We start from the raw sequence: 21942 nt of genomic DNA, 5'->3' as shown, positions 1-21942 counted from the left end.
ATGATCCCGCCAGCGGTCTTGGATTCGGATTCGACCCGGCGAACGACCACGCGGTCATGAAGCGGGCGGAACTTCGATTTTGCCATTTTTTCTTCCTCGATGAGAACGGTGAGAACACCATCCGGCGGCGCCGGACACGTACAAAGCCCGGCTGTCCGGACCTGCAGTTAGCACTCAGCAAAGGCGAGTGCTAACGTGGCGGTGAGATAAACCGTGGCGTGGCGCTAGTCAAGACGACAGGGTGGGCGATCGCGACATTAAGGGCGATGCAACCCTGAAGAGTCCAGCGAATCGATGATGTTCGGAGCTCGACCCACAGGATGAATCCACCCTGCGGATGGTTAACTTTTGTGCCATCGCGACCGCAAGCGCGGTTCGTCGCGCCCTAGAGAGCAAAGCGGGCGCTGCGCATCTAGTCGCCCCGAGACGTGCCGAGCTTTTGCGTTGGAGGGCCATGCGGGATTTATGACGAGGGCTTGCCCGTTCATCGGAATCTATTTCTATCCAAAGGATGGATGCGTCTTATCGAAACAAACGATTTTATCAATCTTTCGGAATCTCGCATTGAGAGCACCTCACACGCGCCGATCGCCCGAACCCTTGTCGTGTGACGTCGCGACGTGACGGCAAAGGCCTGGCGCCGCGCCCACGTCAAAAGGCATTATTATGGAAAAAAAACAGAATGGCTGATCAACTCGCAACGGAAATCATTGCCACGATCAAGAACCGCCTCGAATCGGAAAGCGGCGAGAGCGTGTCCATTATCGGCGAAATAACGACTGCCACGGAACTGACCTCGCTCGGAGTCGATTCACTGGGTTTGGCGGATCTCCTCTGGGATGTGGAGCAGGCCTACGACATCAAGATCGACATGAACTCGGCCGACGCCTGGTCGAATCTCAACAATGTCGGCGACATGGTGGAAGCCGTTCGCGGTTTGCTCGCGAAGGAGGTCTGATTGGATAGGCGAGTCGTCATTACTGGGATGGGCGGGCTTTGCGGCCTGGGCAACAACGCCGCCTCTATCTGGAAAGAGATGCGTGAAGGCCGCTCCGCCATCCGCCCGATGGTAACTTCCGAGCTTCAGGAGATGAAGGGTACTGTCGGTACCGAGATAAAGGAGCTGCCGGAGCACGACATCGGCCGCAACCAGCTCGTCTCCATGGATCGCCTCAGCTTGCTCGCTGTGCTTGCAGCGCGCGAAGCGATGCAACACGCCGGACTTTCCTGCGAGGAGGGAAATCCGCATCGCTTCGGCGCGACAGTAGGCGTCTGCGGTTGGGGCTGGGGAACGGTCGAAGAAACCTACCGCGCCCTCTATTTGGACGGCGCGAAGCGTACTGGCCTCTACGCTGCACCAAAGGGATTGCCGAGCGCCGCTGCCAGTCAGGTCAGCATGAGCCTCGGCCTGCGCGGCCCGGTCTTTGCCATCGCGTCTGCATGCGCATCAGCCAACCATGCGATCGCTTCGGCGGCGGATCAGATCAGGCTCGGTCGAGCCGACGTGATGCTTGCTGGGGGCGCCGAAGCGCCACTCGTATGCGTTCAGCTGAAGGCATGGGAGGCAATGCGCGCCCTCGCTCCGGACACTTGCCGGCCCTTCTCCGCCGACAGAAAGGGAGTGGTGATAGGTGAGGGTGCGGGCATGGCCGTGCTGGAAAGCTATGAGCATGCCGCGGCGCGCGGTGCCACAATGCTTGCCGAGATTGCAGGCATCGGCCTTTCCGGCGATGCCTTTCACATCGTCGCGCCGTCCATCGAGGGGCCGGAGGCCGCGATGCGCGCTTGCCTTGCCGACGCCGGGCTGAATGCCGAGGACGTCGATTACCTCAACGCCCACGGCACCGGCACCAAGGCCAACGACCGAACCGAGACGGCGGCCATCAAGCGCGTCTTTGGAGACTATGCCTATTCGATGTCTGTCTCGTCCACCAAGTCCATGCACGCGCATTGCCTCGGCGCGGCGAGCGCACTTGAAATGATCGCCTGCGTGATGGCGATCCAGGAGGGCATCGTGCCGCCGACCGCCAATTATCGCGAGCCAGACCCCGATTGCGATCTCGACGTCACGCCCAATATGGCGCGCGAACGCAAGGTGCGCGTGGCACTGAGCAACGCCTTCGCCATGGGCGGCATGAACGCAGTTCTGGCGTTCAAGCAGGTGTAAAAGCCATGAGAGATGCAAATAACTCTCTCTCATATCCAATCCTTGCCGGATCACGGTTGTGAAGGACGTCCCTTGGACCGCCCAGCGCAAAGTGGCGGGGGAAGCTCGACGAACCGGACCTCGTTATTGCAAAATTCTCAACTGTTGAAGCGGCGGACCTACCGCTACCCGGAAGGTCAAGCGAGGTCCTTCGGTTCGGCTCGGGTCTGTCCCAAGCTTTACCCTAATGTCAGGCACGCAGTGCCGCCAGTGGCCGCTTCCATGCGAAGCCGGTCCTTAGAAAGGGAAATCGATAAATGTTCGATCTGACCGGCCGCAAGGCGCTCGTCACCGGAGCAAGCGGTGGAATAGGCGAGGCCGTAGCGCGGGCGCTGCACTCGCAGGGCGCAACCGTCGGCCTGCACGGCACGCGTGTCGAAAAGCTCGAGGCGTTGGCTGCCGAACTTGGCGGGCGCACAAAACTGTTTCCGGCGAACCTCTCGAACCGCGACGAGGTCAAGGCGTTGGGTGCAAAGGCGGAAGCCGATCTCGAAGGCGTCGACATACTGGTCAACAATGCCGGCGTCACCAAGGACGGGCTTTTTATCCGCATGTCGGACGACGACTGGGACTCGGTCCTCGAGATCAACCTGACCGCCATGTTCCGGCTCACACGCGAACTGACCCATTCGATGATGCGCCGCCGCAACGGCCGCATCATCAACATCACCTCCGTGTCCGGCGTAACCGGCAATCCCGGCCAGGCGAACTATTGCGCCTCAAAGGCTGGCATGATCGGCGTGTCGAAATCTCTGGCGCAGGAGATCGCAACACGCGGCGTGACGGTGAACTGCGTGGCGCCGGGCTTTATCGAATCGGCCATGACCGACAAGCTGAATGACAAGCAGAAAGAGGGGATCATGGCCGCCATTCCGGCCAGGCGCATGGGCACCGGCATGGAAGTCGCTTCGGCCGTGGTCTACCTGGCCTCGAACGAGGCCGCCTACATCACCGGCCAGACCCTTCATGTGAACGGCGGTATGGCAATGATTTAGCGTGAAGTTCAGTGCGCCCCGATCACGTATCAACAGTGGAGGACGGTTCCCACCCGGATAGCAGTCGGGTGGTCTGGCCGAGCGGTCGGACAACTGGCCGGGTCGGCGGAGATTTAGGACAAGCTCTTTGAAACGCATGTCCTTCCTTGCGCTGGACTGCATTCATCGAACAGACGACTTTGCCATTGCCCACAGAACGTCGCATAGCAAAGATGTCCAAGATATAATCCAAAGGTAATTATCGATGTTTCTAGCGGTTCCGACCAGTATTCTTCCAGTGTACGCCTTCCGGTGTAATCGGAACGCAGCGGAGACGCATGTTCGTTGTGGCTAGTTCGTCGGTGACCTGCGCAAGCTACATCGAGCCCGCTCGATGCGACAAGCGTCCCTCGGCTAGGCACTTCACAACAAAACACCAACAAAGATGAGGTCTTTCCATGTGCTCTGACGTGCGGTGGAGGTTGTGCTGGGAAAGTGACTTGCAACAGGCCGACCATGTCGAACTCTCCGAGTTTTTCCGAACGACCTACGGACCGACTGGGGCCTTCAACTCAGAGCCATTCGAAGGCGGCCGTAGCTGGGCCGGCGCGAGGCCGGAACTCCGTGCAATCAGCTACGACGCGCACGGCGTAGCGGCTCATATCGGCATACTACGCCGCTTCATCAAGGTTGACGAGGTCGAGCTCCTGGTGGCTGACCTGGGGTTGTACGGGGTACGCGCGGACCTTGAGGGACAAGGGATCGGTCATTCAATGCGCGTTTTATATCCAATATTGAGGCAGCTTGGAGTTCCATTCGCTTTCGGTACCGTTCGGCACGCGATGCGGAACCATATGGAGAGGTTCTGCAGAGACGGCCTGGCGGCGCTTCTGTCGGGCGTTCGCGTGAGGTCCACTCTCGCAGATGTGTATCTCGACCTGCCGCCCACGCGAGTGGAGGACGTGCTCGTCGTGGTTGTGCCGATTGGACGCTCGATCAGCGAGTGGCCATCCGGCACCATGATCGTTCGGAACGGTCCGGAGCTATGAACATCTTGAAGTGACGCGTGATGGCGCTGGGGCATCTAGGCAACGGGCCTTTGTAGAGCTGCTCGGACTGAATATGCTTTCCGCGTTCGCGTTGCTATGGATAATTAAGGCCGACGCACATCCAAAAACCTGCGCGTCTAAATCGATCCGAGCGCGAGGTTCCGCGCAGGGACGATCCGGCACTTCCAGTCTGGCCTTGAGGCGACGAAATGAGGGGCAGCGATGGTGGTGGCGAACCTAATGACGTGCGCGTCAAGCTTGCGGTGAGGGAGGATCTCTCATATCATCAAGGACGTCATGACAGCTCTTCCGTTCAAGACACAGTCTCCCGCCGAGAGTTTCGCCGATGGCCAACGAGCTAGGCTCGGCCTTGCTGCCAAGCCACCGATCGACGAACGCTGATATATGACCGATCGAGCGTTCGAGCGCTGGTGAGCGCTTGGCGCGGGCAGGAAACACTTGCCGAAGGCCAATTCAATGCGCCGAGCGGGGCTAGCTTGGAGGCGTCCATATGGTAGGCGGCAAGGTCGTCGGCGTCGTTGCTGTCTCGCAACCGCATATCCGTTTTGCGTGTTTAACCCATGTCTCAGGTTACTGCTGCTACTTGCGCAGTTCGGCTGCCAAATTTTGCAAGGTTGGTTGGCACCGCTGCCTATACGAAGTCGGTGGCCTGCTTGTTCGACACGGCCGCAAAGATCATGGCAAGCCAGATCGTCAAACCCAGCAGGGCCGATGGAGAACAGCTGAGGGAAGTGTTTCCGGCTCACGAACTCACAGATTGGGAGTTAGGCGATCTCATCGCTCGAAGCGCGATCGACGCCGGATCTGCTGTCGACGGCGCCACGACACGTTAAGAGTCTTTTTGCGGCACACTGTGGTGCCAGGCAATTTGCGTTTCGCCCTGGCCAATGTCGTTGCGCTCCTGTTTGCAACAGTCCTTTCAAAGAAATTCATGGAACCTTCGCGACCGCAAATCGCTGTCAATGGTACGCTCACCACGATTTTCAGGTTCAGTGGCGGCAGGCATCTTGTGAGTGAAGCAGGACCGCCTGTGTGAGGGCCGCTGGAAAGCCATGCGGGAACGCTGACCGCGCCCTCCGGCGCGCGCTCCGACATCATGCTGACGGCCGTGTAATCGACACGGGCGGTTACCGGAAAGGCGACAAAAAATGCATGACGACATCGTTATCGTTGGAGGAGCCATCGTCGGCTCTGCGATCGCCTATTACCTGCGTGAGGAAGGGTTTTCCGGCTCAATCGCGCTGATCGAGCGCGATCCGCAATTCGCGCATGCGGCGACGACACTGTCCCTGGCCTCGATCCGCCAGCAATTCTCGATCCCGGAAAACATCCGTCTGTCGCAGTTCACGTTGAAACTGTTCCGGCGGTTGAAGGAAGAGTTCGGGGATGACGCCGATATCGGCTTTCGCGAGGGCGGCTACCTCATCCTTGCCGGCGAGGACGGCTTGCCGATCCTAAAGAGCAATCACCAGGCGCAGATCGCGGAGGGCGCCGACATTGTGCTGGAGGATGCCGACCAGCTTTCGCGCCGGTTCCCGTGGCTGTCGGCCGAGGGCATTTCAGCCGGCGCCTATGGCCGCACCGGCGAAGGCTGGTTCGACGCGCATGCGATGCTGATGCTGTTCCGCAAGGCGTTGCGGGCGAAGAAAATCGATTTCATCACCGCCGATGTCACGGGTATCGAGCGGCAGGGCGACCGTGTCAGCGGCGTCGGCCTCGACAATGGCGAGGTGCTGGAGGCTGGCATCGTCGTCAATGCCGCCGGCCCGAATGCCGGCAAGGTTGCGGCTCTTGCAGGGCTGGCGCTGCCGGTAGAGCCGCGCAAGCGCAACGTCTTCGTCTTCGAGGCGCGCGAGAAATATACCGACATGCCTCTGCTGGTCGATCCCTCCGGCATCTATGTGCGCCCGGAAGGTTCGGTCTACCTCGCCGGTGGCGCCGAGCCGGAAGAGCGCGACGGCCCGGCCGCCCCGGGGGATTTCGAGGTCGACTGGCCGCTGTTCGAAGAGGTGATCTGGCCGGTGCTGGCGACCCGCATTCCCGCCTTCGAGGCAATCAAGCCGACCCGCGCCTGGGCCGGCCACTACGACTACAACACGCTCGACCAGAACGCGGTGATTGGTCCGCATCCCGAAGTCGGCAATTTCATCTTAGCCAACGGATTCTCCGGCCACGGCCTGCAACAGGCGCCGGGGGTGGGCAAGGCACTGGCGGAACTCATCGTCCATGGCGGCTATCGCACGGTGGACTGTTCGGCGTTTGGGTATGAGAGGGTGGCGGAGGGGCGGGCGTTTCGGGAATTGAATGTGATCTAACAACAACGGCGGCGCGACTGTCTCCTTTGGTGTCGGCGAGACAGCGCCACGAAGGATAGCGACAGGCGGTGCCGCGGTACAACGGCCTTCATGTTTAGCTTGCCCTGGTCCTACGGACCTTCGCTATATCAATGGGGAAGAGGGCGATCGGAACGGCCTTGAACCTCTTCTTCGCTGGCCTGTCGACGTCGGCGTCTGGCAATTGCCCGATGCTTGCGCTGGAGACATCGGCGCAGTGAAGAGCGCGTCAGATGAGGTATCGTCGGCTGCAAGCGTGTTGCGGCGGACGGCCACAAGAACGGTTCTCTTCCTCGGCAGACAAGACCGTCGATCTCGGCTCCCTGGGGCTGGTGGGCAGATCGGCTGTCGAACCCCGCCTCTCCACTTCTCGGCCCATCGGCGCATCCTTTTAGTCGGACGACAATGATGAGCCATCAAACCTCGGATCAAACACCAGACAAGCCGATTATGCTGCGGCCAGCCACTTGGCAATGCTCGCCGCCGGCCTGCCGCCGGGCGCCAGGCCAACTGGTGAACGGTCCGGCGAGATCTCTTCGCGACAACCCCCGTCCATAACCGCTCGGCAAATATCCGCTTTCAGCAGAGCCGTGCAGTACAGACGAAGTGTCTTGCGACAGTCGAAACTCAATCCACTTGCCCGCACACGAAGGAGATCATCGGGATCGTCGTTGTTAGCAGTCCGCCGAGCACAACGAGAGGGTTCAGGTCAACGCCCGTGGAGCTCATGTCACGCCCCATCCATGGCGTGGATGCCTTTCATCGAAACAGACGATTTTACCGATGTTACGGCACGTTGCATAGAATGAATTCAAGGATGTAACCCTTAGGGAAAGTGGTTGATGTTTGCGTTGGCTCCGAAGAGCATTTTCTGGTCTGCGCCGAAGACCAGTCCCGGCGCGCGTCCATCGCGGCCACGCACTTCCGCGATGGACGCAAGCTACATCGCATTGGCGCAGCACGACAAGCTTCCCTCAATTGCGCAGGCGCTTGCCTCAAAGGGAGCAGCAACGCTGAGGTTTGTGGTGTGTTGGAAAGAGGCAATTTAGATGCTTGTGGATGGCTCGAGGATGGATCGGTTCGTTGTTTCTCGACGGCGCGAGGGTCTCGGTGATTGCCTGTGGTCTCTGGCGTCGGCTTGGGACTACGCGCGTCGGACGGGACGAGCTTTAGCAATAGATTGGCGCGGCTCTTGTTACCTTGACAACCCGTCTGTGAATGCCTTTCCGGCTTTCTTCAAGCCAATTGAGGAGATCGGTGGTGTACGGGTCATCTGCGATGACCAGATCAACCACGTCTCATTCCCCGGTCCCTTCTTCCCGTCGTGGTGGAACAAGCCATCCATAGACTGCGTGTACCGTCCGGATGAACAGATTTTTCAAGAACGTGATGAGCTTAACGATCTTTTCCAGGCCCAAGATGATTGTGAAGCCAACACGGTGGTGTGTGATGCTTGCTTGATGTGGCGTTGCGATGAGCAAGCCGAGCGAACGATATTTCGGAGCATTAGACCAAGGGCCGAGATTGAGGATCGGATTGAAGCGCTCTACCAGGAACATTTTGACGGGCACAGCATAATTGGAGTCCATGTCCGCCATGGCAACGGCGAAGATATTATGGATCACGCACCCTACTGGGCTGATCCAAAGGTTGCCTTAGAGCAGGTGTGCACTGCCATTCGTATGGCCAAAGCGCAACCGCATCCAAGGCCTGTAAAAGTGTTCTTGTGTACAGACAGCGCGCAGGTTGTTGATCGCTTGTCGGGCATGTTTCCCGAACTCTTCACCGTCCCAAAACACTTCCAAGCGGATCAGGCCGGCCCCTTACATAGTGCGGCACTGGGCGGTTCCGACGGGGGCTTTTCCGCTCTCGTTGAGATGTATCTCCTCGGTAGATGCGACACTGTAATTCGATTTCCTCCGACCAGCGCCTTCTCCCGCTATGCCCGCCTCTTTGTGCCGCGAATCATCGAATTCGATTTGAATGACCCGCCTCGTTTGATCTTGATTGATAATTCTTTCGAACGTTCCCCAGCTCCATGAAAGGGTTGGCCGCCCGCTAGAACTCTCCCCAGCGCAGAGCCCCCGTTCGCCTGCCCAATGCGCCCCTTTTCGTCACGCAATGCCGCCGCAGGCGAGCATTTTTTTGGGCGCGTCAAAATCAAAGGATAACAAGCTTGTCAAAGAGAAAAGTCGCTTTAATCACCGGGGTCACGGGGCAAGACGGTTCCTACCTCGCGGAATTCCTATTAGAAAAAGGCTATTCTGTGCATGGGATAAAGAGACGATCGTCTCTTTTTAATACAGGCCGTATCGACCATCTCTATCATGATCCTCATGAAAGTGACGTTGGTCTTACACTTCACCACGGGGACTTGACAGATTCGTCCAGCCTTACGCGCGTCATCCAACTGGTTCAACCGGATGAAATTTACAATTTGGCAGCTCAGAGCCACGTTGCAGTCTCCTTTGAAGAACCAGAATACACCGCGAACTCCGATGCCATGGGTGCGCTGCGTATCCTCGAGGCAATTCGGATCCTGGGGCTCGTCGAGCATACGCGATACTACCAAGCCTCGACGTCTGAGCTCTACGGGCTGGTGCGGGAAACACCACAGACCGAGACGACACCGTTTCATCCCCGTTCACCCTATGCTGTTGCCAAATTGTATGCTCACTGGATTACCATAAATTATCGAGAAGCTTACAATTTGTATGCATGCAACGGCATTCTATTCAATCATGAATCACCCGCGCGTGGAGAAACGTTCGTAACGCGGAAAATAACGCGCGCCATGGCTCGAATTAAGCTTGGATTGCAGCGGACTTTAGTATTGGGAAACCTTAATGCGCGTCGCGATTGGGGGCACGCCCGAGACTATGTTCAGATGCAGTGGCTGATGCTGCAGCAGGAGCAAGCTGAAGATTTTGTGATCGCTAGCGGTGAGCAACATTCGGTGCGCGAGTTTGTCACCGTCGCGGCCGCTGAACTCGGCATTGATGTTCGTTGGGTTGGAGAAGGGGTCGACGAAGAGGGGTACGATGCAAAGACGGGAGCTTTGATTGTAAAAGTAGATAGCCGTTATTTTCGTCCTGCAGAAGTCGAGACGCTCCTCGGCGATGCCCGCAAGGCCAAAGAAAAACTTGGGTGGGAGCCCAAGATCTCCTTCATTGAATTGGTTAGGGAGATGGTTCGGGAAGATCTGCGCATGGCAGAGCGTGACGCAGTGATGATGAAGCAAAGTCATTACTCTCACAGTCCGCGAGAGTTATGCTGACCACGGCGGCGCCATGCTGGCTTGTTGCCAAGTACTATGGTGGCCTTCTTAAGGAGCGCTCAGAGCGCTATCAATGGAAAAACAAAAGATGAAGAAAGTCTACGTGGCAGGTCATCGCGGCCTTGTTGGATCCGCCACCATGAGAGCCCTCGAGGCGCTAGGATCCTATGAGATAATAACACGTACTCGCGAAGAAGTAGATCTATTTGACCGTAGCGAGACACGAAAGTTCTTCATGTCGCGGCGGCCTGATTACGTGGTAATGTGCGCGGCAACGGTGGGTGGTATACTCGCGAACGATCGCTCCCCTGTCGATTTTCTTCATGACAATCTCGCGATCCAGGTCAGTGTTTTTGATGCCGCTTACGCCTCCGGCGTCGATCGGATGATTTTTCTTGGCTCCTCCTGTATTTACCCACGCGACTGTCCGCAGCCGATACGGGAGGAATACCTTCTCACCGGTCCGCTTGAAGCGACGAATCGTCCCTTCGCTTTGGCAAAAATCGCAGGAGTCGAATCATGTTGGTCTTTCAACCGGCAATACAAGGCGCGCTATCTCGCCTTGATGCCGACCAGCTTATATGGTCCCGGCGATAACTATCACCCGGAAAAATGCCACGTTCTGCCTGCTCTGATACGCCGTTTTCATCACGCTAAAATAAACGGCGAGTCCTCGGTGGGGGTCTGGGGTTCCGGAAACCCTCGGCGAGAGTTTATGTATTCGTCGGATATGGGCGATGCCATTGCGTTCCTGCTTGGCCTGCCAGATTCGGAATTTGACGCCTTGACAGCCCCCGATACTGCGCCCCTGATTAATGTTGGCGTTGGCGAGGATGTCACAATTCGCGAGGTGGCGGAACTCGTCAAGGCGGCGGTCTGCTGGGAAGGAAATCTGGTATTCGATACGACGAAGCCAGACGGTACTCCGCGCAAGTTACTGGACGTAACGCGCTTGCATAAGCTTGGCTGGAAAGCCAAAACCTCTCTTGGTACCGGGTTGCAAGCGACATATCAGGATTTTCTTCGCCTTCATGGGACTTGAGGTGGATGCGCAAGCTTGCTCAGGTTGGCCAAACAGAAGGGAGGGACGCATACATGCCCAGGCGGCCGCACTATTGGCTCGTGCTAACGTTGCAGGCCGGACCTCTCCGCAGCCGGTGATGCAGGGGATCACCCAAGAAGGTTGGTCAAGCCAACTGGAAGGGCCGTATACGGGCCGCACCTGGAACCGCTGTGCGTGAGCGCGGTTAACTCAAGCCGCTAATTAGAACGGCTCAACCTCACGGGAGCCGCTGCCTAGAATTTGGCCTCGCCAAGGACGCCAACTAGACCTCATCATGCCTGGGGCAGGCAAGGCGGTGCAAACGGAAATGGCGGACGTCGATGGCCAACTCGCGCATCCGCAGGCGGTCGCGTCGCCATCGCGCCTTTTCGCGGTCTGGCAACCTTCCTAGCGGATTCAATCGGCGTGTTTATGCCGACTCACTCGCCTCCAACGTATAGCGACGCCCCATGCTGCAGCGGGACTCGTTGATGGCGAAGCGGGTTACCCTAAACCAGTCGCTCGTCTGCAGTGCGCCAAGCTGTCTCGGAGCGCGATCGTCCTGAAGCACTCAGACGGCAGTGACAGGTTACCGCGTCCATCAATGAAGGGTGCCTGCTGGCCCACTTCCGATAGCCGATTTCCGCTTCCTGCTGGACGAATTGACGAGGATGACTCTGGAGACACTGCGCCTAAGTGTCAAGCTGACGCAAAATAGGTGGACATATAGGAGCGCCGGTTGCAAAATACCTGGATCCGGTTGATGGTAACAAGTGCTTAGAATGTCCGGCTTCTTCATGCGGCTCGATCTTCAGCGCCGCGAGCCGCAACGGTTTCCGTCCGCTTCCCCTTCAACGGCCCCAGACGTCGGCCGAAGCCTTTCCCGTCCACACATCAGGTTCGGAAGCGACGGGTGACCGTTTCCCACCTCTTCCATTTGTGCCGAAAGCCGAGGTGCGCCCTCCTTTCGCTCTCCAGTTCCGTCAGGCCGCTTTCACCCCCGTACGGGTTGCCAAGTGGACCTCGAGAGCATCGGCCAGACGATCAGTGTTGGCGAGCGCGACCGCCCGCAACTCGTCGAGCCAGAGGCTTCGCGGACCTTTTTCAGCGCTGTCCAAAGCTGCGCGATCGCCATGGATCATCAGCGTGCATTAACGGTCGCTGCGTTTGCTGACGCCTACAGACGGGTCCGTCCTCTACTTGATCGCTGTTCGGCACGAGGCGCACGCTGGCGGCCGCTCTTGAACCAGGTTGTGTCACCGACAGTTGCCTCGGTGCGTCGCCTGTATCGAGCAAATCGAGCACGACCAGAAGCTTCAGATCAGGGCCTTTAAAACGCCTGGTTTAAACATCCATGGCGTGGATGCTCGCGATCTAAACAATCAATTTTACCAATCTGGGGGGGTGGTCCATAGAGCCCGACATGACAGGCATCCCCATTGCTCTACCGCGTGGGGTGCACAAAGGAACCCAAAAAAAGGAAGTCTTCGCATGCGCTCTGACGTGCAGTGGAGGTTGTGCTGGGAAAATGAGTTGCGGGTGTCCGATCACCTCGAACTCTCTGAGTTCTTCAGGAATACCTATGAGCCTACCGGAGCCTTCAATGGGAAGCAATTCGCAGGCGGTCGCAGCTGGGCCGGTGCAAGGCCGGAGGTCCGCGCAATCGGCACTGATGTGCACGGGATAGCGGCTCACTTGGGCCTGTTGCGCCGATACATCAAAGTTGACGAGGCTGATCTGCTTGTCGCTGAACTCGGTCTATACGGTGTGCGTCGGGATCTTGAGGGGCTGGGAATCGCCCATTCGATCAGCGCGATGTATCCGGTGCTGCAGCAGCTTGGCGTTCCATTCGCTTTCGGCACGGTTCGGCAGGCGCTCCGGAACCATGTTGGGAGGTTCTGCCGCAAAGGCTTGGGGAACATTTTGTCGGGCGTTCGCGTGCGTTCAACCCTCCCGGACGTGTACCCCGATCTGCCTCCCACCCGCGTAGACGACGACATACTCGTTATGGTGCTCCCAATTGGACGCCCAATGAGCGAGTGGCCGGTCGGCACTTTGATCGATCGGAACGGTCCTGAGCTATGAACAACACCCGCAATTGTTCAGTCAGCGCGACCCGGCCCCTTTGGCATTGATCGATCTGAATTCAGCACTGGTCGCGGATTTATTGGCCGCTCGCTTCCTTAAATTCATCGAAAAATCTGAGATATCATGAACCTCTTTGCCCCAACCAGTATTGTTGCAGTCTGCTCTTATGCGCTGCTGTCGACTGTTTATAAGACCGCGCAGGTTTTTTATACCCTGCCCGCAAACGTACCGCCGACTTCGGGCGAACCGACCGGCTGTGAGCCTTGGCCGAGCGTCGATGTCATTATCCCATGCTACAACGAGGCACCTCGCACCCTCTCGGACTGCCTGGCTTCCATTGCAGGTCAGGACTACGCCGGACAACTGCAGGTCTATGTTGTTGATGACGGTTCCGGAAACCGCGATGCGCTCGCAGGTGTACACGAGGAATACGCTCGCGATCCGAGGTTCAACTTCATTGCACTCCCAACGAATGTCGGAAAGCGCAAGGCACAGATCGCGGCGGTTCGCCGCTCGTGCGGAGATTTGGTGCTCAATGTCGATTCGGACACGATACTCGCGCCGGACGTCGTCACAAGGCTTGCGCTGAAGATGCAAGATCAAGCGATCGGCGCCGCAATGGGCCAATTGGCGGCTAGCAATCGCGATGAAACTTGGCTGACGCGGTTGATTGACATGGAATACTGGCTCGCCTGCAACGAAGAGCGGGCAGCGCAGGCTCGGTTCGGTGCCGTCATGTGTTGCTGCGGTCCGTGTGCCATGTATCGGCGAACCGCTCTTGTTTCGCTGCTGGATCAATATGAGACGCAGCGCTTTCGAGGGAAGCCGAGCGACTTCGGTGAGGACCGCCACCTTACGATCCTGATGTTGAAAGCGGGCTTTCGAACAGAGTATGTGCCGGAGGCCGTCGCGGCAACAGTCGTTCCCAACAGCATGGGTCCCTATCTGCGCCAACAGCTTCGCTGGGCCCGGAGCACATTCCGTGACACGTTGCTGGCGCTCCAACTGCTGCGCGGTCTTAATATTTATCTCACATTGGACGTGATTGGGCAGAACCTTGGCCCACTATTGCTCTCTTTGTCGCTCCTGGCGGGGATCGCGCAATTCATGACCACAGGTACTGTGCCATGGACGGCCTGCCTGACGATTGCGGTCATGACTATAGTTCGCTGCAGCGTGGCAGCGTTTCGTTCGCGCCAACTTCGATTTCTCGGTTTCTCGCTTCACACACTCATCAACATCTTTCTCTTGCTGCCATTGAAAGCATACGCGCTGTGTACATTGAGCAATAGCGATTGGTTGTCGCGAAGCTCTGCGGTCACTGTGCCAGACACCGGCGGCGCCATTCCAAAGCCCAACTTGGTGAGATCTGACGCAGCTTACAGCGAACAGCAATAGTTACGTGACCGCAGGTGGAAGAGTTTTGAGCCAGGACCAGAAACAGCCAGTGTTGAACCTGAAGTTGGACCCAGAGAATCTTCGGCGGATCGAGATGTCCGCGATCGAAGGGGAATCTCAAGGGCAAACAAGCGCGAAGAGCTCCGTGCCTGCCTCTCTGTCGACCGCTGCAGTCGATTTCAATGGCGTAACCAAGTCGTATGGGAGCAAGGTCGTTGTCGACGACTTGTCGTTCACCGTTGCGTCGGGAGAGTGTTTCGGCCTCCTGGGACCAAACGGGGCGGGCAAGAGCACGATTGCGCGTATGCTTCTCGGCATGACATGCCCTGACGCGGGCACGATCACGGTTCTCGGCGTCCCGGTGCCGGCGCGCGCTCGGCTGGCACGTAGGGGCATCGGCGTGGTCCCGCAATTCGACAATCTTGACCAGGAATTCACCGTACGCGAGAACCTGCTGGTGTTCGGCCGCTACTTCGGCATGAGCACCCGCCAGAGCGAAGCGGTCATCCCGTCGCTTCTCGAGTTTGCTCGCCTCGAGCGCAAGGCGGATGCGCGCGTCTCGGAATTGTCCGGCGGCATGAAGCGATGCCTGACGATGGCGCGGGCGTTGATCAACGACCCCCAGCTCATCGTGATGGACGAGCCGACCACCGGCCTCGACCCGCATGCGCGCCACCTGATCTGGGAGCGGCTGCGCGCCCTGTTGGCGCGCGGAAAGACGATTATCCTGACGACGCATTTCATGGAAGAGGCTGAGCGATTATGCGATCGGCTGTGCGTGCTCGAAAGGGGTCGCTACATCGCCGAAGGCCGCCCGCAGGCGCTGATCGACGAGCATATCGGATGCCAGGTCATGGAGATTTACGGCGGCGACCCGCACGAGTTGCATTCGCTGGTCAAGCCATATTCTCAGCGCATCGAGGTGAGCGGCGAAACGCTCTACTGCTATGCGCCAGACCCTGATCAGGTGCGCACACAACTCCAGGGGCGGCCAAGTCTGCGCCTTCTTCTTCGTCCAGCCAATCTCGAGGATGTTTTCTTGCGGCTGACCGGTCGTGAGATGGAGGAGTAAACGATGATTGAAGGTCTTGCGGCGGTGCTACCCGCCAATGCGTGGAACTGGCTTGCGGTGTGGCGCCGCAACTATCTGGCATGGAAGAAAGTCGCGTTCGTGGCGATTCTCGGTAACCTCGCCGATCCAATGATATACCTTTTCGGCCTCGGTACCGGCCTCGGCATAATGGTCGGCCGCGTCGACGGTGCGCCGTACATCGCCTTTTTGGCGGCCGGCATGGTCGGGGTCGGTGCGATGACCGCCTCTACCCTCGAAACACTGTACGCGGCTTTCGCTCGCATGCATTCTCAACGCACATGGGAAGCCATGCTGTATACGCACGTTACCCTCGGCGACATCGTTCTGGGTGAACTGGCGTGGGCAGCCACCAAGGCCTTCCTGGCCGGTATGGCAATTACCATTGTCACCTCAGCGTTGGGCTATACAGCCTGGCCGTCCGTCCTCTATGCACTGCCATTCATTGCTCTGACAGGGTTCGTATTTGCCAGCATCGCGATGGTCGTCACCGCACTTTCGCCCAGCTACGATTACTTCGTATTTTACCAGACGCTTATCCTTACACCCATGCTGTTCCTGTCGGGCGCGGTCTTCCCATTAAATCAGCTGCCTGACACCTTTCAGCAGATAGCGCGATGCATGCCGCTGGCACATGCGATCGAGCTTATTCGTCCGGTAATGCTTGATCGCCCGATCAGCGGCATGGCCCTGCACATCGGTGTGCTCGGCCTGTACGCTCTGTTGCCATTCTTCCTCTCGATGGCGCTGTTGCGCCGCCGACTGATGCGCTGACGCGAAAGAGAAGGAGATAAACCATGTACTACGGACGCAAATAGAAGCGACATCGCCAGCATGTGCCGCGAAGGGTTTTGGCTGGCGTCGGTTCAATCTCACAACGCTATGGAACGCCCGGCGTCTCGAGCACAGGATCTTATGTTGATCCCGGCGGACTCAAGAGAATTTCTTTGAGGCCGTCATGTTTGGCCGGCGTTCTGGCGCGAACGACAACTCGGCCTGTCTTTCTGATCGAACGGCACCGAGACCGGCCAATTTAGTATTCCTGTATGACAAATGGAGAGTGAGATGCTGTGTCTAGGATTGAACGGCGGATTGGACAAAGTCTATGAAAACAGGTTTCAGATTTCAAACACATTCATGCACGACGGCGCCGCGGTACTCGTGCGGGACGGACAGGTCATTGCGGCCGTAGAAGAGGAGCGCCTCAATAGGATCAAACACTCCAACAAGCTCCCAATTAGTGCGGCTCAATACTGTCTTTCCGCAGCTGGGGTTCAGCTCAGCGAAATCGATCGTGTGGCGTTCTACGCTAGCGAAGACTATAGCAACGCCATGCTCGAAAACATGCTTTCTTCCCAGCCGGACGCCTCCATTCCGTTGGATGCTAAACTGTTGATGCAGAGCCTATTGGCGCAGGAGTTCGGTACCGAGATCGACCCTTCGCGTATCTCATTCGTAAGTCATCATCAGGCGCACGCCGTGAGTGCTTTCGCAATGTCCGGCTTCGAGCAAAGTCTGATTTTCGCGGTTGATGGCTCTGGTGATTTCCTGTCGGGCCTTGTGGCGGTAGGATCTGGTACTGAAATTACGCAACTCGCGACTTTCCCGGAGAACAATTCTCTAGGGCAATTTTATCTCGAGACGATCCGGTATCTCGGCTACGGCTTGTTCGATGAATACAAGGTAATGGGGCTTGCCCCCTACGGCGATCCCGTTCCCTATCGCGAGCTTTTCGAGCAGTTCTATGAACTCTCTGCAAACGGCGAGTATCGCGTCCACCTGGACCGCATCGGTCCGACTTTGCTCCGCAACATTCAGGTCCGGCAAAAGGGAATGCCATTCACTCAGCAGCATAAGGATGTGAGTGCGTCGTTACAGGAAGCGCTCGAACGCATCGTGTTTCACATTCTTCGCCATTATCGTGAGGCCACCGGGATGACTCGGTTGTGCCTGGCCGGCGGAGTTGCGCACAATTGCTCCATGAACGGCAAGCTGCTCTATTCAGGACTTTTCGAAGACATCTTCGTGCAGCCCGCATCGCATGACGCTGGGTGCGCTTTAGGCGCAGCACTAATCGTGTCTAACGAGCTGGGCCGCCCCGCGCCGCGTGCGCGATTGCAGGAGGTTTATTGGGGGCCCGAACTCGCGAGCGATCACGCTGTCGAAGAGGAACTGAAGGCATGGGCGGGGCACCTGGAGTTTGAACGCACTGAGGAGGTGGCGGATAGGGCAGCTGAGTGGATGGTCGGTGGCGCCGTGATCGGCTGGGTGCAAGGTCGTTCGGAGTTCGGGCCGCGAGCGCTCGGAAATCGCAGCATTCTTGCCGACCCCAGGCCCGCTTCAAACAAGGACCGGATCAACGCTATGGTCAAGAAGCGGGAAGGATATCGCCCGTTCGCCCCATCAGTGTTGGAGGAGCATGCGCGCGAATTTTTCGACCTCCCCGGTAGTGCGTGCGAATTTCCCTTCATGAATTTCGTTGTTCGTGTTCGCGATTCCAAGCGTGATTTGCTCGGCGCCATCACGCATGTCGATGGTACGGCTCGGCTGCAAACAGTATCGCGCAAGGCCAGTCCGGCCTACTGGGAGGTCATCAATGCCTTCAAGCAGCGGACAGGCATCCCAATTTTGCTCAATACGTCCTTTAACAACAATGCCGAGCCGATCGTAGATTCAGTTGCAGACTCGATTGCTACGTTCCTGACCACGGAGCTGGATGGCCTTGTGGTCGGGCCGTACCTCGTCAAAAAACGGCCCGCAACACTGCAGGATTGGACGGCGCTCGCGGTTTCATTGCCGCCTTATGTATCCCTGCATAAAGTCCACGAATACACGGCACAGGATCGCCACGAGACCGTCTGCGAAATCCGAACGGATCACCGTGAGTGTGCGCGTATTTCACGTGAGTTGTTCGATCTCTTGACGCGGATCGAAGGCGAAGCCGTGCTTGCGGATCTCCTCGACACAATTACGCGGGATCAAGCCCAGCGCGAGGCTCTCACCGGAGAGCTGCGACGATTGTGGGAGCAGCGCCATGTTAGGATGCATCCCTCGCAAGCTGCTCGCGTCCACCAAAACTGATGCCAAATCCTGGACGACCGATGACAGGGCCGGAACACCGGTCTGCACCTTCATATGACTGTTTCCGATCCAGTAGGCCGAGGCGAGGGTTCTATGAAACATCTTGATGACAGAAAGGAGGTGCGGAGTGAATGCGCTGATGGAACCGGCCGTCGGAGCGTCCATCTGACGTTTGACGACGGTCCCGATCCAATTTTCACGCCACAGATACTCGATGTGCTGGCGCAAAATCGGGTGTCAGCAACTTTCTTCGTGATTGGTGCCTACGCCGCGGAGCACCCGGACCTAGTCCAGCGAATGATCGCAGAAGGGCATGAGGTAGGCAACCACACGATGTCTCATCCGGATTTGTCCAAATGCGGCTTGGGCGAAGTCCAACGTGAGGTGTTTCAGGCGAGCCGTGCCATCATGGCAGCATGCCCCCAGGCCTCTGTCCGCCACATTCGCGCGCCATACGGCGCCTGGAGCGAGGAAGTATTCATTGCCTCAGAGATCGCCGGGCTGGCGGCTCTTCACTGGTCGATAGATCCAAAAGACTGGACGCGCCCCGGCGCCGACGCGATCGTCGATTCAGTGCTCGCCGCGGTCCGGCCCGGCGCAATCGTGCTCTTGCACGACGGTTGCCCTCCCGACGAGTCCAGATGGAGCACTCAAGCCAGTCTGCGTCACCAGACCGTAACGGCGCTGTCCAATCTGATTCCGGCATTAGATGCCTGCGGATATGAATTTCGCTCGCTTCCAGAACATCACTGAAATGCGAGATCCTGACCTGCTTTCCCAGACAGTACCTAGTGTCGCTTATGAAGATTATAGGGTTTTATGCCACCGGACGAACTGATCGGCTCCGACCCGTTGAAAGCCTAGACGTCTGTCCTCACCTGCTATAGTGCGGGGCCGCGCAAGCTCTCTCGCCTGCCAGGGCCCGAACCTCTTCGACGATCGTTTCAAAACGGTTCACTTTGTCTTAGATCATTTCATTGGGCTTGCAGAGGCTTACATAGCGCGACCCCTCCGGGATGCGGAGTGCTTGCACAAAGGTTTGGCTAACTAATCTCCATTGCCGTTATGCGGGATACACCCCACCTCGGCTGCTAATGACCCAGGGGGTCTCCGACTCGCACACCCCCAAAGATCCGGCGCGCGATGTTCATCTTGCGCAACTGGACCACGTCGATACCTTCTGACTGGCTGTTTCCAGCAGGCCAGATTCGCCGGTATGTGATTGGTGACGCAAGGAGTTTCGTGATGTACATCCCTCCCGCTTTCCGCGACGACGACAAGGAGTGCGTGCGCGCGACGATCCGCGCGGCGCTGCTGGCGAACTTCGTTACAGTCACGGCGGAAGGGCCGCTCGCAACGCCACTACCGCTCTTGCTTGATGAGAGCGAGGGCGAGCACGGCGTGATCTACGGGCACCTCGCGAAGGCTAATCCCCAGTGCCATGTTCCCCCGATGGGCGACGGCTTGGCCATCTTCATGGGGCCGGACGCTTATGTGACGCCGGCATGGTATGCGACCAAACGGGAAACTGGGAAGGTCGTCCCGACCTGGAACTACGTCGCCGTCCACGCCTATGGTCCAGTCGAGTTCTTCGAGCATGCGGGAAGACTGCTGGACGTCGTGAAACGTCTGACTGACCACCACGAGGGCAAGCGCGCCTCGCCTTGGGCGGTGTCGGATGCACCGCCGGATTTTGTACAGGCGCAACTCCGCGGCATTGTTGGCTTGCGCATGCCGATCACGAGGCTGGAGAGCAAGCGCAAACTGAGTCAGAACCGGAACGCGGCCGACCGCGCTGGCGTGGCTGCGGGCCTCGCGGTAAGCGAGCGGGCATCTGACCGCGAGATCGCCGCTCTCATCCCAAAACAATCATGAACTTTGTCGCAATGACTCATCATGCCAGAACTGACCCCATCGCCCCTGTACCCCGCCGCGACCTCCGTGCTCGCCTTCACGCCCGGTCCGGGCATCTTCTATGTTGCCGCGCGCACGCTCGCAAACTCGCCGATATGAGGCGGCTTGCGGAGGCCAGGAGCCATCGTCGGACGGAACCAGCATGAGCGTTGGATCTACCCGGATCGCGCCCTAATAGGTAGTCGGTTCCGACCACGGCAGCCAGACCGGGCGCTGCTTGATGGCGGTTATGGGGACCCCGACCCCCCCTCATTCGTAGCCTTTGTCGACGCAGCCCACCAGTAGGACGACCTCGCAGACGCACGTTCGCGACTATCTCGATCGACACGCCGGTTGACACGAGCGCCGGTGTGAGACGTGGTGTCAATCAGGGCTTGCGACCCTTTTTGGCGTCTCGCGGAGAAGTCATTAGAGACGCCTCCTGCAACAATATCTCTCGCATCCAGACGCTTGCCACATCACTGTTATGAAGGGCGGGCCATTGCAGCGCCTCGGTAAATGCGGGAAGCGGCAGCGGAAGTTCAATGATCTTTAGTGGAAAGGTTTTCTTGAAATGCTCAACCAGCCGGGAGGGCATGGTCGCTATACGGGCTGTGCCTGAGACCATCGGCGGGATCATGCTAAAGGCCTGCACGATAACCTCGACACGTCTCTTGAGACCATGCTCAAGCAAAAAACGCTCCTCGATCGAGCCTTTCAGCGTCGGCCCGAACTTGGCCGCAACGTGCCTCATCGACATGTATCTCTCGAATGTAAGCTGCTGCGGCAGTTGCTTGTTCGTGGGGCAGCCTACGCACACGAACTTGTCGTCGAACAGCGCCGCTCTTGGATGCGCGCTCGACATGAACCATTCTGGACAAATCAGAAAATCGACGTCACCGCGCCGGAGAAGTTCATCGGGGTCGTCATCGAGCGGCAGCAATTCGAAGCTGACGGCGGGTGCTTCGCGTGCAACACGCTCCACGACCTTTTCAAAAAACACGAGTGTGGCGAAATCGGAAAGGGTGATCCTGAAACGGCGATCGGACTGAGCTGGATTGAACGGATCCCAAGAAATAATCGAACTCTGGATCTTCAAGAGTGCGCCGCGAACAGCGGGCGCGAGCGTTTCCGCACGTGGGGTTAGAACACGTTCGCGGCCGTTCATCGTAAACAGTTCATCCTTAAAATAATCGCGCAGCCGGCCGACGGCCGCGCTCATGGCCGGCTGACTTAGGTTGATGCTGCTTGCCGCCGCCGTGAGGTTGCGCTGGGTCAGCAGTGCGTCGAGCACAACGAGAAGATTCAGATCAAGGCCTTTGAAGCGCATCGCTTTCACTTATCCATAGCGTGGATGCTCGCGATCTAAACAATCGATTTTACCAAACTTCCAGGGCGCTGCATAGACGACCGCACCTGAGATGCACCCGATCAGGCCACTGCTTCTGTAGCGTGTGCTGGGAAATAACTTGCAAGTCGCCGATTATATC

The 21942-nt window shown here is 58.0% G+C and carries 17 protein-coding genes and 2 pseudogenes; 16 read left to right on the top strand and 3 right to left on the bottom strand.

The window, feature by feature from the left end; all coding sequences use genetic code 11:
* Positions 1-86 (bottom strand): annotated as a pseudogene (locus tag AC0L2D_RS27720) (co-chaperone GroES); the annotation flags it as partial.
* A gap of 596 nt (positions 87-682) precedes the next feature.
* Here AC0L2D_RS27720 and AC0L2D_RS27715 point away from each other — a divergent pair.
* The 6 genes from AC0L2D_RS27715 to AC0L2D_RS27690 all read left to right on the top strand — a co-directional run bounded on the left by AC0L2D_RS27715 (position 683) and on the right by AC0L2D_RS27690 (position 6565).
* Positions 683-958 (top strand): acyl carrier protein, encoded by a 276-nt coding sequence (locus AC0L2D_RS27715; RefSeq protein ID WP_027162824.1) that lies wholly within the window; start codon positions 683-685, stop codon positions 956-958.
* Positions 959-2167: a beta-ketoacyl-[acyl-carrier-protein] synthase family protein gene (locus tag AC0L2D_RS27710; protein ID WP_473543367.1), complete on the top strand. Its 1209-nt coding sequence runs from the start codon at positions 959-961 to the stop codon at positions 2165-2167.
* Positions 2168-2463: 296 nt separating this feature from the next.
* The gene (gene fabG / locus AC0L2D_RS27705) at positions 2464-3201 is read left to right on the top strand and encodes a 3-oxoacyl-[acyl-carrier-protein] reductase (RefSeq protein WP_027162822.1); all 738 of its coding nucleotides are present in this window, start codon (positions 2464-2466) and stop codon (positions 3199-3201) included.
* Between the two features lie 437 nt (positions 3202-3638).
* On the top strand, positions 3639-4229 hold the full coding sequence (locus tag AC0L2D_RS27700) for a NodA family N-acyltransferase (RefSeq protein WP_027162821.1): 591 nt from the start codon (positions 3639-3641) through the stop codon (positions 4227-4229).
* A 674-nt stretch (positions 4230-4903) separates the two neighbouring features.
* Positions 4904-5083: a hypothetical protein gene (locus tag AC0L2D_RS27695; RefSeq protein ID WP_473543364.1), complete on the top strand. Its 180-nt coding sequence runs from the start codon at positions 4904-4906 to the stop codon at positions 5081-5083.
* A gap of 315 nt (positions 5084-5398) precedes the next feature.
* Complete coding sequence (locus tag AC0L2D_RS27690; RefSeq protein ID WP_027162820.1) at positions 5399-6565, top strand: NAD(P)/FAD-dependent oxidoreductase; 1167 nt, start codon at positions 5399-5401, stop codon at positions 6563-6565.
* A 112-nt stretch (positions 6566-6677) separates the two neighbouring features.
* Here the strand turns inward: AC0L2D_RS27690 and AC0L2D_RS27685 are convergent.
* Positions 6678-6947: pseudogene (locus AC0L2D_RS27685) on the bottom strand (IS481 family transposase); the annotation flags it as partial.
* Positions 6948-7632: 685 nt separating this feature from the next.
* On the opposite strand from AC0L2D_RS27685, the gene AC0L2D_RS27680 reads away from it, so the two are divergent.
* The 10 genes from AC0L2D_RS27680 to AC0L2D_RS27635 all read left to right on the top strand — a co-directional run bounded on the left by AC0L2D_RS27680 (position 7633) and on the right by AC0L2D_RS27635 (position 20434).
* Positions 7633-8625, top strand: a complete 993-nt coding sequence (locus AC0L2D_RS27680) for a nodulation protein NodZ (RefSeq protein WP_473543362.1) — start codon at positions 7633-7635, stop codon at positions 8623-8625.
* A gap of 134 nt (positions 8626-8759) precedes the next feature.
* Complete coding sequence (gene gmd, locus AC0L2D_RS27675) at positions 8760-9860, top strand: GDP-mannose 4,6-dehydratase (RefSeq protein WP_473543360.1); 1101 nt, start codon at positions 8760-8762, stop codon at positions 9858-9860.
* 73 nt (positions 9861-9933) lie between these two features.
* Positions 9934-10902, top strand: a complete 969-nt coding sequence (locus AC0L2D_RS27670; RefSeq protein WP_027162816.1) for a GDP-L-fucose synthase family protein — start codon at positions 9934-9936, stop codon at positions 10900-10902.
* Positions 10903-12393: 1491 nt separating this feature from the next.
* On the top strand, positions 12394-12987 hold the full coding sequence (locus tag AC0L2D_RS27665; RefSeq protein ID WP_027162815.1) for a NodA family N-acyltransferase: 594 nt from the start codon (positions 12394-12396) through the stop codon (positions 12985-12987).
* 126 nt (positions 12988-13113) lie between these two features.
* A complete protein-coding gene (gene nodC, locus AC0L2D_RS27660; RefSeq protein ID WP_027162814.1) occupies positions 13114-14388 on the top strand; it encodes a chitooligosaccharide synthase NodC in 1275 nt (424 codons plus the stop codon).
* A gap of 64 nt (positions 14389-14452) precedes the next feature.
* A complete protein-coding gene (nodI, locus tag AC0L2D_RS27655; protein WP_473543383.1) occupies positions 14453-15460 on the top strand; it encodes a nodulation factor ABC transporter ATP-binding protein NodI in 1008 nt (335 codons plus the stop codon).
* Positions 15461-15463: 3 nt separating this feature from the next.
* On the top strand, positions 15464-16252 hold the full coding sequence (locus tag AC0L2D_RS27650; protein WP_473543358.1) for an ABC transporter permease: 789 nt from the start codon (positions 15464-15466) through the stop codon (positions 16250-16252).
* 291 nt (positions 16253-16543) lie between these two features.
* Positions 16544-18559: a carbamoyltransferase family protein gene (locus AC0L2D_RS27645; RefSeq protein WP_027162811.1), complete on the top strand. Its 2016-nt coding sequence runs from the start codon at positions 16544-16546 to the stop codon at positions 18557-18559.
* A gap of 93 nt (positions 18560-18652) precedes the next feature.
* Positions 18653-19312, top strand: coding sequence for a chitooligosaccharide deacetylase NodB (nodB, locus tag AC0L2D_RS27640; RefSeq protein WP_027162810.1), 660 nt, complete (start codon positions 18653-18655; stop codon positions 19310-19312).
* 492 nt (positions 19313-19804) lie between these two features.
* Positions 19805-20434, top strand: coding sequence for an FMN-binding negative transcriptional regulator (locus AC0L2D_RS27635; protein WP_027162809.1), 630 nt, complete (start codon positions 19805-19807; stop codon positions 20432-20434).
* Between the two features lie 406 nt (positions 20435-20840).
* Here the strand turns inward: AC0L2D_RS27635 and AC0L2D_RS27630 are convergent, their stop codons facing one another.
* A complete protein-coding gene (locus tag AC0L2D_RS27630) occupies positions 20841-21782 on the bottom strand; it encodes a LysR family transcriptional regulator (RefSeq protein ID WP_027162808.1) in 942 nt (313 codons plus the stop codon).
* Between the last annotated feature and the right edge of the window lie 160 nt (positions 21783-21942).

It is taken from the genome of Mesorhizobium sp. WSM4833, assembly GCF_055811095.1.
Note: the sequence above shows the minus strand (reverse complement) of the source record. Positions and strands in the feature narration are given on the sequence as shown.